The sequence below is a fragment of the Actinoallomurus sp. NPDC052274 genome (assembly GCF_040679475.1).
GTDB lineage: Bacteria > Actinomycetota > Actinomycetes > Streptosporangiales > Streptosporangiaceae > Actinoallomurus > Actinoallomurus liliacearum.
In genome coordinates, this window is record NZ_JBFAUT010000007.1 from 138,820 (window position 1) to 152,140 (window position 13,321).

A 13,321-nucleotide genomic window follows, 5' to 3' on the forward strand; every position below is an offset into this window, starting at 1 on the left:
TGCCCGACCACGCCCGCCGCATGCCCGTGGAACAGGCCCCGTACCTGGGCAGGTTCGCCGCCATGGACATGGACGAACGGTGGGTGACCCGGAGCCCGCGCGAGATGCTCGACACCTTCCACTGGTACCGGGGTGAAGGGTTCGCCCTGATCGTCGAGGACCTTCTCGCCCTCTCGGCCGACGGGCCGGTGATCGCCGAGGGGTTCCGGTTGCTGCCCGACCTCGTCCGGCCCCTGCTCGCCGAGACCGGCCACGCCGTGTGGCTGCTGCCGACGAACGAGTTCCGCCAACAGGTCTTCGAGGGCCGTGGCGGCCCGGCCTGGGGGTTCATCGCCAAGACCGGTGACCCCCAGCGCGCGCTGCGGAATCTGCTTCAGCGCGACGCGATGTTCACCGACCGGCTCACCGAGCAGACCCGGCAACTGGACCTGAACGGGCTCACGGTGGAGCCCACGGTCACCGAGGAGGATTCCGTACGGCGGGTCGCCGCGGTGTTCGGCCTTGAGAAGTAGGTCGTCACGCCGTGGCCCCTCCAGGTCGGGTGCGCCCGTCCAGCAGGCGTTCGAGGTAGACGCCGACGCCGTCCCGCACGTTGGTCAGGGTCACCTCTTCGGCCGCGGCCCGTACCTCCGGGTGCGCGTTGGCCACGGCCACCGACCGCCCCGCCCACCGCATCATCGGCACGTCATTCGGCATGTCGCCGAAGACGAGGACGTCCTCGGCCGGGATCGCCAGCTCGTCGGCGACGGCCGCGAGGGCGCTGCCCTTCGTCACCCCGCGCCGGCTCATCTCGATCAGGCCGCGGTATCCCTGCCGAGTCACCTCCACCAGATCGCCGACGGTTTCGGCGACCAGCGCGGTGAACGCTTCCGGCTCGTGCCCCGGGGCCCGGGCCTGCAGCTTCACCACCGGCCCGCCGGCCAGATCCACCGGCCCGCCGGCCAGATCCACCGGCCCGCCGGCCGGATTCGGCGACCTGTCGGCCGGATTCGGCGGCCCGGCCGGCGGACGGCCGTCTCCGGGCTCGCCGTACCCCGGCCAGCCCGGCTCGTACAGCGCCCGGCCACCGCATTCCACGTGCGCGGCGAACACCACCTCGGGCACCCGCTCGCGGAGCCGCAGGCGTACCTGGCGAACGTCTTCGGGAGCGATCGGCCGGCAGACGAGCACGCGCTCCTCGACCGGGTCGTACAGCACGCCGCCGTTGGCGCAGATCGCGAGGTACCGGGCGCCGAGTTGGGAGTAGACCTCCCGGAGCCTGGGCTGTGACCGTCCGGTCACCAGCACGACCGTGGCGCCCGCGCCCGCCGCCCGGCGCAGTGCGACGGCGTTGCGCGTGCTGACGGCGCCCCCGGCTCCCAGCAGCGTTCCATCGAGGTCGGTCGCGATCAGCCTCGGAAGTGCCGGCAGGGGGAGTGGAGGCAGGGGGGAATGCGTCACGCCGCGACGTTAACCCGAGGCGCGCCGCGTGAGGTGGCTCGACGCGCGCGAGGCGAACGCGACCGCCGGGGCACATCGTGACCGCGACGTCCTTCCGCCCCCGAGAACTCACCAGCGAGGCGTCGCTGAATCACGTCGTCCTGGGGCCGGCCGGCGGGATCGGCGGGATCGGCGTCGAAGGATGGCTCGCGGAAGACGCGTGCTCGCTGAACGCCCTGTACACCCTGGCCACCGGGCGTGGCCTGCGCGGCCTGCGGCGGGACCACCTGGCGGACGACCTCGCCGCCGCCGTGGCGTCACCGGACGCGGAGGCGGCTCGCTCGGCCGCCGGAGTACTGCACACTTTCGGGATGCGCCTCGGAGCGCTGATCGCGACACTGCGCGATCCGGCGACCGCCGACCGGCAGGGGACCACCTCGTACCACCGGGCCTTCCTCGCCCGTTGGACGACCGTCGGCGGCATTTGGCTCGCCGGCGGTCTGCTGGCGGGCAGGTGCGGACCGCTCGTCCTGGAAGGCGTGGAGGCGGCCGCCGCCCTCGCGCCGGGCATCGGCCCCGTGGCCGTGCCGTCCCGGCCGGAACTCGCCCCGCTCATCGGCGCGGCCCGGCACGCGTCCACGGACTCCGGAGAAGAGACCGCGGTGGTGGCCGACCTCGGCCATACCCGCATCAAGACCGCGGTCGCCGAGCGCCACGGCCGCACCTTGCGGCGACTCCACCGCGTTCGTGCCCGGCCCACGCCCCGACGGCCCGACGGCGACGGTGTCGAAGCGGCCGTCGGTGCCGCGCTGGCCCAGGCGGTCCGGGACGCCGCGGGCTCGACATCGGACCGGGTCCGAGTCGTCGTCAGCGTCGCCTCGTTCGTACGGGACGGACTGCCCGCCGACGACGGACAGGGGATCTACGGGCATCTCACGGAGCGGGCGCCGGCGCTACGGCGCAGGATCCGCAGCGCCACCGGCGTCAGCGCGGATCTGCGATACCTGCACGACGGGACCGCCGCGGCCGCGGCGGCGGGCGCCGCGGACAGCGCCACCATCACGGCGGGAACGTGGCTGGGCGCGGGATTCCTCCCCGAGGGCGGGCCGCCACTGCTCACCGTGCCGCACCACCTGTCCATCGCCTGGGCAGACGACACCGACACATCGCCGACCACGCTCAGGTGAGGATGGATCGAAGGGGATGGCCGACCAAGGGGCAAACGGAGACCGTCGCGACGCCATGAACGGCGATTCGGCAGGCGCCGGCGGGGAGGCGGCGGGACTGTTGTCCGGTACGGCACGGACCAATGGTGCGTACCGGCCGACCCTGGTCGTCGTGAGCGGACCGCCCGGCTCGGGCAAGACCACCCTGGCAGGTCTGCTCGCGCGGGCGCTGCCGTGCCCTCTGGTCTCGCGCGACGCCATCAACGAGGGCATCTTCCACACCTTCGGCCATGATCTCGCCGTCGCCGACAAGGAGTCCGTCGCGCGCCTGACCTTCGACGCCTTCTTCCAGACGATCGATCTGCTGCTCTCGTCGAAGGTGACGGTCGTGGCCGAAGCCGCCTTCCAGCACCCGAGGTGGCGCCTGGGGCTGGACTCGCTCAGGGCCGAAGCGGACATCAAGGTCGTCCATTGCGTGATCGATCTCGAGCTGGCGCGCCGGCGCGTGACCGAACGGCGCCGCGAACAGCCCGACGGTCCGAGTTCCCGGCGGGCGGAGCTCGCCCGGCGCGCGGGAACCGGTGCACGGACCGTCAGCCGCTTCGAGGAGGTGTCACTCGCGGTTCCCACGCTTCGCGTCGCCACGGCGGAGGGCTACGACCCGGGCATCGAGGCGATCATCGACTTCATTCGTTCACAGCGCGGATTCGGCACTCAGTGGAGGGGGACGTAGTTGAATGAATCGTCGAGAGTGGTAGTCATCGGGGGAAGCGGCTTCATCGGATCACATCTGTGCGAGCTGCTATTGGATAGGCAGTGCCGGGTCTACTGCGTGGACAACTTCGCCACCAGTACCGCCCGCAATTTGGCGCACCTCGCAGAGCGGCGTGGATTCGCACTGGTCGAACACGACATCAACGAGCCTCTCGACCTGCCGGGCCGAGTCGAGCTCGTGATAAATCTCGCCTCACTGCCCAGTCCGGTCGACTATCTCGCGCGGCCAGTGGAGACGCTTCGTGTCGGCTCCCTTGGCGCGCTCAACGCGTTGGATTTCGCCCGCGCAAAAGGGGCCCGCTGTGTGTACGCGTCGAGCAGTGAGGTCTATGGCGACCCGTCCATCCACCCTCAGGTCGAGTCGTACCACGGCAATGTGAATCCCATGGGGCCGCGTTCCTGTTACGACGAGGCCAAGCGGTTCGGTGAGGCGGCGTGCGAGGCGTATCGGAACGTGTACGGCCTGGACACCGTGGTCCTGCGCATCTTCAACACTTACGGCCCCCGCATGCGGGCGCAGGACGGCCGGCTCGTCCCCACCTTCATTCAGCAGGCGTTGGCCGGACGGCCCATCACCGTCCACGGTGACGGGCGGCAGACGCGTTCGCTGTGCCATGTGAACGACACCGCCCGCGCGCTAATTAAGGCCGCCTTCGCGGGCCATTTCGGGCCGTTGAATATCGGAAACCCCGAGGAGCTGACGGTCGTGGCCATCGCCGAGCTCATCCGGGAACTGTGCGACTCGCAGTCCCCGATCCAGCACGTCGGCGCACGGGACGAGGACCCCACCAGGCGATGTCCGGACATCGGCCTGGCCCGCCGGGCGCTCGACTGGGAACCACGAGTGGGCCTACGGGCCGGACTGGCCGAGACGATCGCCTGGTTCGCGAGCCGCTCGGCACTGGCCACCGTGAATCCCTGACGTGCGGCTCCGTGGGGTGAGCACGTCTCGACCAGGGGTTTTCACGGCCCGTGACTCGCTGTTTGCGGAAGGGTTAATGGCCGAATCCGGCCACGATTTGGGTTGCCGATCGATGCTTGACTCCGTGTGCCAGTCGTATGAAACCACTGACAGCTCGTTGCCGCCCCGGATTGACCTGGGAAAACGACGGCCCGGTCCTGCCTCACAAAAGGAGATTTCTCCAACGCAGAGCCGGGTCGCCGTCTCCCGTGCGCCCCTGCCGACGGGTGAACAGTCCGCCGCGATAAATGAGGGGCTTGCACGCCGAAAAGATTACCACTCTCTGTCGGGGCCATGTGTTAGCGTGATTCGCGCAACTCCACAAACGGGGATTAATCCCGGTTCTCGAGTTGCATCCGTTCAACGGGTGCAGCGAGGCGGACCGGGCTTGAACAACCCGGGACCTCTTCGTGAGCACCCCTCACAGAAGGAGGGGTTCCGTCGGTAAATTCCACGAGGCTCGGTCAGCTGCTCGGCGATACCTCTTCGAGGTGCCGTGGCGGCTGGTGAGTGCTCCCGTCAAGAAATCCGGGCAGTGGTTGGTCGGCGAGGTCGGCGGCCCCGTCACGCGGCGGCGGCCGGCGCTCGGCTGGCTCATGGCCGTCGTGGCCATGACGTGCGCACGGGCAACAACATCCTGCTGGTGAAGTCCGGGGCCACGGGCATGCCCGCCCTGGTCACGAGCTTCCTCACGGATGTCACGGCGTCGCTGACGCTGTGGCTGGTGGTGCGTCCCAAGCTCCGCCAGGTCGAGTGGCCCGTGTGGCGTGCCGCACTGATCTTCGGCTGCACCAGCAGCCTGTCGATCTGGTCGGGCCAGGAGGCCGTCCACCACATGCCCCCGGCCATGAGCAGCGTCCTGACGCTGATCATCGGCCCGATGATGGCAGCGCTCGCCAGCGGTCGGCGGGACTGGCGGATCGTCAGCTGGGTCGCCGTCTCGGTGATCGGTGCCGTTCTCCTCTACGGGGGAGCGGCGCGGCACCTGTCTCCCATGGGCATCGTGGCCGTTCTCATCAACGGCGCGTGCTACTGGGTGATGGCTCGCATCTTCACCGGTCTCGGTCGGCGTGAAGAGGGTGCGGGGCGCAACGAGGCCGTGTTCACGGCCTCCGCGCTGTCCGGACTGGTCACCGTGCCGGTCACCTTCATCGCCTTCATGTCGGCGCACGGCCCGACGGTCGTGACGCACCACGACGTGTGGGCGACGCTCGGTGGCCTGGGGGTCGGTTGCCTGGCGACGATCTCGTCGACCTGCATGAGCGGTGCGTGGAAGCGTGGCCTCACGATCTCCGCGCACGCCGAACTGCAGCCGGCCAAGCCCGTCCTGTCGCTCGGGTGGAGCCTCGTCGCCGGTCTCAAGACGGCGACGATGAGCCTCGACTCGGTCGCGGGATACATCCTCGTCCTGCTGGGGGCGGGGTCAGTGGGCCGCTTCTTCGTCGAGGCGAAGAAGGAGGCCGCGGCGAAGCCGCACCTCCTCGAAGCGGCCGACAAGGCCGCGTGACGGCGGCAACCGTCACGCGGCCCACGGCGAGAGCGGCCTGAACACCGCTCAAGCCCCCACGGCCGGGGTGGTCACCTGAACACCGCTCGGGCCTGAACGGAACGGCGGGAAGCCTCGCGCTTCCCGCCGTTCTGGCCGCCGGCGATGCCTTTTCTCCGCTGATGACACTTTAGTAAGCTATAAGTAATGAGCCCCGCTAACGAGTACGGTGAACTCACGGACCACAAGTCGGGCCGGATCGACGGAGGAAGCGCGCATCTCGCGGATGCGGCCGGCCCGGCGGCCGGGGAAGTCGCCCGTGGCCGGGTGTCAGATCCTGCGCGCGGCGGCGCCGATCCCGGAGGCGCCGACCGGAGCGGAGGCGGATCGCGGCTGATCCGGGCGCTGGCGGCGCCGATGTTCCGGTCGCTGCGCAACCGCAACTTCCGGTTGTTCACGGCCGGCTCGCTGGTGTCCAACACCGGAACCTGGATGCAGCGGGTGGCCCAGGACTGGCTGATGCTGGAGTTGAGTCACAACAACGGCACGGCGCTGGGCATCACCACCGGGTTGCAGTTCCTGCCGATGATGCTGTTCGGGCTGTGGGGCGGTGTGGTCGCCGACCGCTATTCCAAGCGGCGCGTTCTGGTGATCACTCAGGCGGCGATGGGCCTGCTCGCGCTGATCCTCGGGCTGCTGGCCCTCACCGGCAGCGCCCGGCTGTGGCAGGTGTACCTGCTCGCGTTCGGCCTGGGCGTCGCCACGGTGGTGGACAACCCGGCCCGGCAGACCTTCGTGGTGGAGATGGTCGGTAAGACCGATCTGCCTAATGCGATCGCGTTGGGCGGCGCCTGCTTCAACATCGGCCGGGTGCTCGGCCCGGCGGTGGCCGGACTGCTGATCGCGGCGATCGGCACTGGTCCGGTCTTCCTGGTCAACGCGGCGTCGTTCGTCGCGGTGCTGGTCTCTCTGGCGTTCATGCGGGCCGACGAACTGCGGACCGCCGAACCGGTGGCCCGTGCCAAGGGCCAGCTGCGGGAGGGACTGCGGTACGTGCGGGCCCGCCGCGAGTTGGTCATGGTGCTGGTGGTGATGGGGTTCGTGGCGACGTTCGGGATGAACCTCGGAATCATCACCCCGCTGATCGCCAAGAAGGTCTTCCACAGCGGGGCGTCCTCGTTCGGGCTGGCCTCCGCCATGCAGGCCGTCGGCGCGTTGATCGGTGCGCTGGTGGCGGCCCGTCGGGTAGGCCCGAACCGCAGGCTGCTGATCGGTTCGGCGGTGCTGTTCGGGGTGCTGGAGATGGCGGCGTCGTTGATGCCGTCGTACTGGCTGTTCCTGGTGCTGCTGGTGCCCACCGGCGTCGCGATGTTGACCTTCACCACGACCACCAACGCCACCATGCAGCTCGGCGTCACCGCGGCCATGCGCGGCCGGGTGATGGCGCTGTACATGCTGGTCCTCCTCGGCACCAACCCGCTCGGCGCCCCGTTGATCGGCAAACTGGCCGAACTGGTCGGGCCGCGCTACACGATGACGCTCGGCGGCGCGGTGGCCGCCCTCGTCCCCCTCCTGGTGGCGGCCGTGATGCTGCCCCGGGAAACCCGCGCCGAGGCCGCGGCGGACCTGGCCGATCACTCCGGCTGACCGACCGCGGATCGAGGGAACGGGACCCGCCGTACCGACGTCCGAGACTGAGGGACGGTTCCGAGCTCGGGCGCGCCGGCGATGGCCGGCGGCCGAGTCCGGTCGGCCGACTGGCGACATCAGGGCCCATACGGTGATCAGTCGCCTCAGTGACGAAAGGCAAGGAAGATGCTGTTCTCGATCTTCCAGTTCGGCTGGTCGCTGATCGCGGTCGGGGCGACCGTGTGCTCCACGTTCGGTTTGCGGGCGATGTTCGTCGGGGCGAGGCTTCCGGAGGAACTCCGGAGCGGGGAGGAGCAGCAGAGCGGGCGGGGGATGTGGGCGATGACCCTTGTCACTCTCGTCTCGCCGGGGCCGTCCTGGCGACGAACCTCCTCCGTTCCGGAACGACATCGCCGATCCTGTTCCTGTACAGCGTCGCGTTCATCTCCGTTCCGGTCGCCTTGTACCCCGTCCGCGGCCGACTGCTCAAGGCCGTCGTGGCCCAGCAGCGGAACCCCGATGTCACGGCCAAGCCGGACAGGTTGGCGACGGCCTGGACCGTGGGCTTCGTGTCCGTGGTGATCCTGGTGGCCGTGATCGCGCTGATGACGACGCCGTACGGCATGCAGAGCTACCGCTAGTGCCGCGTCAACCAACGTTGGTCGTTTGACCGTGTTGGTCGATCCGAGAGGGCCCCGGCTGACGCGGGGGCCCTTTCGGCCCGCCGCTACGGAGAGGTCGGCCGGTGCCGGCCGTGGGCGGCGACCAGTCGCTTCGGGGCCTGGTGGCGCCAAGCCTCCTCGATGAGCCGCCGGGCCTGCTCCTCGGAGACGCCGCCGAGTCGGACCCGCAGCCCGAGGAAGCTTTTTCTGGCGTCCGGGCGGCGAACGGCCTCGTAGGTGGCGGGGTCGGCCAGCGCCGCGGTGTTCGCCTGCTCCTCGCCGACGCAGAAGACCGCCGTCGTCTCGTCCTCTCCCATGCCGCAGAAGGTGCGGCCGCGGACCTTGAAGACGGGGACGCGGAACCGGAAATGGCTGGTCTCTTCGGCTTCGGGCAGCTCGGTGGCCCAGCGACGGACGTCGCCCGTGGTGATCATTGACCGACTACCTCATCGACGGATGATGGCTTGTTCGAGCAGATCCTGCAGGGTCCGCTGCTGCCCGGGGGTGAGGCCGGCCAGCGGTGAGTCCTGTGCGAGGAGCTCGAGGAGGCGTCCGCGAAGGGTGTCGCCCTCCGGGGTGAGGACCAACTGCCTGGCACGGCGGTCGGTGGGGTGCGCGCGGCGCTCGATCAGACCCAGCTTCTCGAGCTTGTCGACGACGAAGGTCGCGTTGGAGGGCTCGCAGCTCATGCGTTCGGCCAGCTCCCGCATGGTCATCGGTCCGGTCATCTCCCGCAGCGCGGTCGCCTGGGCCGCGGTCAGGCCCAGGGACACGGCGCGCTCGCGTACGTGATCGGTGATCTGCTGGGCCAGTCCGTTCACCAGACCGCACAGCTCTCGCTCGGCGGTCGCCTGCGGTTCCGGGGGCGTCGTCATGCGTCCCATCCTAGCCACTCCATCAAGTCAGTACATTTAAAGCTTGAATGTTTCTAGCTTGATGTTTATGGTTGCGTCAGCGCCACCCGGGGAGGCGGCGCCGACTGATGGCGAGGAAGGGGCTGGACCATGGCGAACTCCACGGTCGAGTGGGATGAGCGGCTGCGGCGGCCGGCGAGGATCCGTTCGGTGCGGCTGGGCGACACGAGGGTGTCCTACGTGCCGGACGGGGTCGTGCAGCTCCGGCCGCGCCGCTGGCTCCCGGACACCACCGACGAGGTCTGGGCCGCGCATCCGCAGTATCTCGACGCCTCCGGGGATCTCGTGGCGAGTCTCGGCGGCCTCCTGGTCGAGAAGGGCGAGCGCGCGATGCTGATCGACGCGGGGTTCGGTCCGCAGGCGTGGCCGGCCGAGCCGGAGAACGCGTTCGGCGCCATCTCCGGCGGCGCGCTGCTGAAGAACCTGGCCGAGCTCGGCCGCGGGCCCGCGGACATCGAGGCGGTGGCCTTCACCCACCTGCACATCGATCATCTCGGCTGGGCCTGGCAGCCCGCGCCCGGCGGCGACCGGCCCGCCCTCGCCCATGCCGACTACCTGGTCGCCGAGCCGGAATGGGCGCAGCGGGAGCTCGCCGAGGCCGAGGGCACGACCAGGGAGATCATCGCCGCGCTGGAACCGCGCGTCCGTACGGTGACGGACGGCGAGGAGATCTTCCCCGGGGTACGGGTCGAGATCACCGGTGGTCACACGGCCGGGCACGCGCAGTACGTGATCACGGCCGGCGGCAAGCGGCTCATCGCCTTCGGGGACATTCTGCACTCGCCCCTCCAGGTCGACCATCCCGATTGGTCCGCCGGCAACGACCACGACCGTGGCCGGTCCGCCGAACACCGCCGTCGCCTCGTCGCCGAACTGGAGGACCCGGACACGATCGGCTTCGGCGTCCACTTCGCCGACGTCGTGTTCGGGCAGGTACGCCGGGACGGCGATGGTCCCGCCTGGCGCCCCCTCGGCGACTGACCGCCACGATCATGACGACGACGCTCACCTGCGGCCTGCCCATCCGCACGCCCGTACGGCACTGGCCGGCGGTCGTCGCGGCGGCGCTGGCCACGACCGTCACGGTGATGCCCGGCTTCGCCGTCGGCGCCCTCGCCCCGGCGATCGAGGCGGACCTGCACGTCTCCCGTACGGCCGTCGGGCTGGTGATCAGCGCCTTCTACGCCGCGACGGCGGTGGGCTCGCCCATCACCAAGCGCGTGGCGGCACGCCTGCCCGCGCCGGCGGTGTTCGCCGTCGCGGCGGTCATCGCCTGCGCCGTGATGCTCGCCGTCTCCCAGGCGGACGACCTGGCCACGATGACGACCGTCCTGGTGGTCGGCGGGCTGAGCAACGGACTCGTCCAGCCCGCGGCCGGCCGGCTGATCGCCGCCCGCGTCCCCGAACACCGCCGCGCGCTGGCCGCGGGCGCGGTCGGCGCGGCGCTGGGCGCGGCGACGCTCGTGCCCGGGCTGCTCGTCGCCCTGGTCCTGCCCGGCTACGGATGGCGTACGGCCATGCTGATCGCCGGGCTGATCGCGCTGGTCCCGGTCGTGCTGACCCCGCTGACCGGGGTCCCGCGCGGCGCGGGCCCGGCGCACGCCGGGCAGGTCGCCACCCGCCGCGGGATCAACGGCGTGCTGGTGCTGTGGGCATTGGCCGCAGCCCTGTCGGCGACCGGCAACAACGCGGTGGCCACGTACTTCATTCAGCTCGGCACCCGCTCCGGGCTGCCCGCCACCGTCGCCGGCGACCTGTTGTCGCTCAGCGCCCTGCTCGCCGTCGCCGTCCGGCTCGGCGCCGGCGCCCTCACCGATCGCGCGCCCCGCCGCAACTCCGCGGTGATCACCACGATGATGCTCACCGGGGGTCTCGGGCTCGTGCTCATCGCGATCGGCACACCGGTGACCTTCGTCTTCGGCTCCGTGCTGGCCTTCTCCGCCGGATGGGGCTGGACGGGACTCCTCCTCGCCACCACCTTGCGGCTGGTCGCCCGTAAGGCCGAGAACGCCGGCCATACCGTCCAGATCGGCATTTACACCGGCGCGACCGTCGCTCCGTACGCCTTCGCCGGCCTGGCCGGCGCCTACGGCTTCACCGGCGCCGCGCTCATCGCGGCGATCGCGGCCTTCGCCGGAGCGGCGGCGATGACCGCCGGAGCGCTCCTGGCCCGCCGCATCGAGTAGCCGCCGTCCGAGCCGCGCGGCCGCCGTCCTGCCGACCTGGAGACGCGCCGGGTCAACGGTGCTTAACCTGTCGTAATCCCTTGTCGGGTTCGGTGCGCGTGTCGGCCGTGCCGCGCGGCCGGGCCGGTGCACGGTGTGGATCGGGCGGAGACCTCGTTCGGGGGAGCGGCATGACGTGGCTGACCGGGGGCTGGCCGCACGTGGGGGCGGTCGCGGGGAAGGCCGCGTTGATGTACGGGACGGCGCTGGTCGCACTGCGGCTGGGCGAGAGGCGCACATTGGCCCAGTGGACGATCGTCGACTTCGTGGCCGCGGTGGCCGTCGGAGCGATCGTGGGCCGGACGGCGATCGCGTCGAGGCAGTCGTTCGTCACCGGGGCCGTGGCCCTCGTCACCTTGATCGTCATGCACCACGTGGTGAGCAGGCTGCGATTCCACCCGATCTTCCGCCGGCTCACCGACCACCGGATCCGGGTGCTCGTCGCGCACGGCCGGATTCGCCGCCGCCAGTTGAGGATCTGCGGCCTGACGGAGAGCGATCTAGTGGCGCAGCTTCGGCAGCGGGGAGTGTTCGGACTGTCCGGCGTGCGGTTCGTTCTCTATGAGGCGAAGGGCGGCCTGACGGTCGTTCCGGAGAGCGTGGCGACCTCTGAGGCGATCGATCTCGTCCAGGCGGGACTGCGCGAGGCGGTCGACCTCCCGGGGCGGTCACCGGCCGACGACTGAGGTCATGGTCGCCGTTCGTCCGGGTAGGGCGGACGTAGGTGGGCATGGCCGGTGAACCGGTGGCTCATCCGGTGCGGGATCAAGGAGGCGATGTGACCGGACAGCGCAGCCGCCGACGGGCCTATCTGGTCATGATGTCCGTCTGCATGGTGTTGTTCCTGCTGTCCTGGACGGTGGTCGTCCGCTTCTCGGCGACGGCGGCCGCGGCGCTCACGATCGTCGCGTTCGCCATCCCGCCGGTCGCGGTGATCGTGGCCAACCGCGGCGATGACCGCGACGAACGGCGGTGACCGATCGAACCCGGACCGCGTCGCGCCGCGACAATGCGCTCAGCGATGCCGGACCAGGAGCATCGCGGCGTCGTCGGCGATCGGTCCTCCGGTGTGACGGATGAGGTCGGCCTGGAGGTCGCTCAGCGCCTCTTCGGCTCCGGCGGCCCTGAGCAGCACGGCCCGGTCGATGAGCGGGTAGAACTGTCCGGCGCCGTTGCGGGCCTCGATGACGCCGTCGGTGTACAGCAGCATCTGGTCGCCGGGGGAGAAGGGGAGCAGGTACGGGCGCGGCGGCGCGTCGATCAGGTCGGTCATGCCGAGCGGTGGTGACGGGTCCTCGGGTTCGGCGACGCGGACGTCGCCGGTGCGGCCGATGATCAGCGGCGGCGGATGGCCGCAGTTGACGAGCCGTACGTGAGCGTCGCCGAACTGGGCGAGAGCGGCGGTGACGAAACGCTCGCCGGACAGCATGCGGCTCAGCGACTTCTCCAGCCGCTTGACCACGCCCGGCAGATCGGCCTCGTCGTACGCCGCCTCCCGGAAGGCGCCGAGCACGCCGGCGGCCGTCTCGACGGCCTCCAGCCCCTTCCCCTGGACGTCGCCGATCAGGATGCGGACCCCGAACGGCGTGATGACGACCTCGTACAGGTCACCGCCGATCCGCGCCTCGGCCGCGGCGGAGGTGTAATTCACCGCGATGCGCAGCGGTCCGGCCGACCGCGGCACCGGGCGCAGCAGGACCCGCTGGGCGGCTTCCGCCACCGTGCGCACGGTGGCCAGCTCTCGCTCACGCTCCTGCCGCCGGCGGCTGGCCAGCACGCTCGCCGAGGTCACACCGATGATCGAGGCCAGTGTGAGGTTGTCCTGCCGTTGGCCCAGGACGTTGTCGTAGGCCGCCAGGACGACGCAGAGGGTGAAGGCGATCAGGCCGATCAGCACGGTGTGACGTGCCCCGTAGTGCAGGGTCGCGAACGCCGGCCCCAGCGCGAGCAGGGGCAGATAGCCGAACTCCGGGCCCGCCATCAGGTCGACGATCGCCACGGCGCCCATCATCGCGAACGGCAGCCAGCGTGCGATCGGGTCGGCCCTGCCGGTCCTGGCCTCCTCGGCGATGAGCCTCACCTCCG

At 70.5% G+C, this 13,321-nt stretch carries 15 protein-coding genes; 11 read left to right on the plus strand and 4 right to left on the minus strand.

What is annotated here, in order from left to right; translation table 11 throughout:
- The first annotated feature begins 104 nt into the window (after positions 1-104).
- Positions 105-512 (plus strand): hypothetical protein, encoded by a 408-nt coding sequence (locus AB0K82_RS08820; protein WP_364394657.1) that lies wholly within the window; start codon positions 105-107, stop codon positions 510-512.
- Between the two features lie 4 nt (positions 513-516).
- Here the strand turns inward: AB0K82_RS08820 and AB0K82_RS08825 are convergent, their stop codons facing one another.
- Positions 517-1,440, minus strand: coding sequence for an HAD family hydrolase (locus AB0K82_RS08825; protein ID WP_364394490.1), 924 nt, complete (start codon positions 1,438-1,440; stop codon positions 517-519).
- A gap of 77 nt (positions 1,441-1,517) precedes the next feature.
- Here AB0K82_RS08825 and AB0K82_RS08830 point away from each other — a divergent pair, with 77 nt between their 5' ends.
- From AB0K82_RS08830 to AB0K82_RS08855, 6 genes are all read left to right on the plus strand, one after another.
- Positions 1,518-2,606: a hypothetical protein gene (locus AB0K82_RS08830; RefSeq protein WP_364394492.1), complete on the plus strand. Its 1,089-nt coding sequence runs from the start codon at positions 1,518-1,520 to the stop codon at positions 2,604-2,606.
- A gap of 55 nt (positions 2,607-2,661) precedes the next feature.
- On the plus strand, positions 2,662-3,318 hold the full coding sequence (locus AB0K82_RS08835; RefSeq protein WP_364394494.1) for an AAA family ATPase: 657 nt from the start codon (positions 2,662-2,664) through the stop codon (positions 3,316-3,318).
- A gap of 18 nt (positions 3,319-3,336) precedes the next feature.
- The gene (locus AB0K82_RS08840) at positions 3,337-4,281 is read left to right on the plus strand and encodes an NAD-dependent epimerase/dehydratase family protein (protein WP_364394496.1); all 945 of its coding nucleotides are present in this window, start codon (positions 3,337-3,339) and stop codon (positions 4,279-4,281) included.
- Positions 4,282-4,936: 655 nt separating this feature from the next.
- Positions 4,937-5,827 (plus strand): hypothetical protein, encoded by an 891-nt coding sequence (locus AB0K82_RS08845; RefSeq protein ID WP_364394498.1) that lies wholly within the window; start codon positions 4,937-4,939, stop codon positions 5,825-5,827.
- Between the two features lie 306 nt (positions 5,828-6,133).
- Positions 6,134-7,453, plus strand: a complete 1,320-nt coding sequence (locus tag AB0K82_RS08850; protein WP_364394500.1) for an MFS transporter — start codon at positions 6,134-6,136, stop codon at positions 7,451-7,453.
- A 317-nt stretch (positions 7,454-7,770) separates the two neighbouring features.
- Entirely contained in the window at positions 7,771-8,076 is a 306-nt protein-coding gene (locus AB0K82_RS08855) for a hypothetical protein (RefSeq protein WP_364394502.1), read from the plus strand.
- Positions 8,077-8,162: 86 nt separating this feature from the next.
- Here AB0K82_RS08855 and AB0K82_RS08860 read toward each other — a convergent pair whose 3' ends face one another.
- Positions 8,163-8,531 (minus strand): MmcQ/YjbR family DNA-binding protein, encoded by a 369-nt coding sequence (locus AB0K82_RS08860; protein WP_364394504.1) that lies wholly within the window; start codon positions 8,529-8,531, stop codon positions 8,163-8,165.
- Positions 8,532-8,543: 12 nt separating this feature from the next.
- Positions 8,544-8,972: a MarR family transcriptional regulator gene (locus AB0K82_RS08865; protein WP_364394506.1), complete on the minus strand. Its 429-nt coding sequence runs from the start codon at positions 8,970-8,972 to the stop codon at positions 8,544-8,546.
- A gap of 129 nt (positions 8,973-9,101) precedes the next feature.
- Here AB0K82_RS08865 and AB0K82_RS08870 point away from each other — a divergent pair, with 129 nt between their 5' ends.
- From AB0K82_RS08870 to AB0K82_RS08885, 4 genes are all read left to right on the plus strand, one after another.
- Complete coding sequence (locus AB0K82_RS08870) at positions 9,102-9,992, plus strand: MBL fold metallo-hydrolase (RefSeq protein ID WP_364394508.1); 891 nt, start codon at positions 9,102-9,104, stop codon at positions 9,990-9,992.
- 11 nt (positions 9,993-10,003) lie between these two features.
- The gene (locus tag AB0K82_RS08875) at positions 10,004-11,197 is read left to right on the plus strand and encodes an MFS transporter (RefSeq protein WP_364394510.1); all 1,194 of its coding nucleotides are present in this window, start codon (positions 10,004-10,006) and stop codon (positions 11,195-11,197) included.
- A 170-nt stretch (positions 11,198-11,367) separates the two neighbouring features.
- Entirely contained in the window at positions 11,368-11,922 is a 555-nt protein-coding gene (locus AB0K82_RS08880; RefSeq protein WP_364394512.1) for a YetF domain-containing protein, read from the plus strand.
- A gap of 92 nt (positions 11,923-12,014) precedes the next feature.
- The gene (locus AB0K82_RS08885) at positions 12,015-12,212 is read left to right on the plus strand and encodes a DUF3099 domain-containing protein (RefSeq protein ID WP_364394514.1); all 198 of its coding nucleotides are present in this window, start codon (positions 12,015-12,017) and stop codon (positions 12,210-12,212) included.
- 39 nt (positions 12,213-12,251) lie between these two features.
- Here the strand turns inward: AB0K82_RS08885 and AB0K82_RS08890 are convergent, their stop codons facing one another.
- Positions 12,252-13,316, minus strand: a complete 1,065-nt coding sequence (locus tag AB0K82_RS08890) for a PP2C family protein-serine/threonine phosphatase (protein ID WP_364394516.1) — start codon at positions 13,314-13,316, stop codon at positions 12,252-12,254.
- Positions 13,317-13,321: the final 5 nt, after the last annotated feature.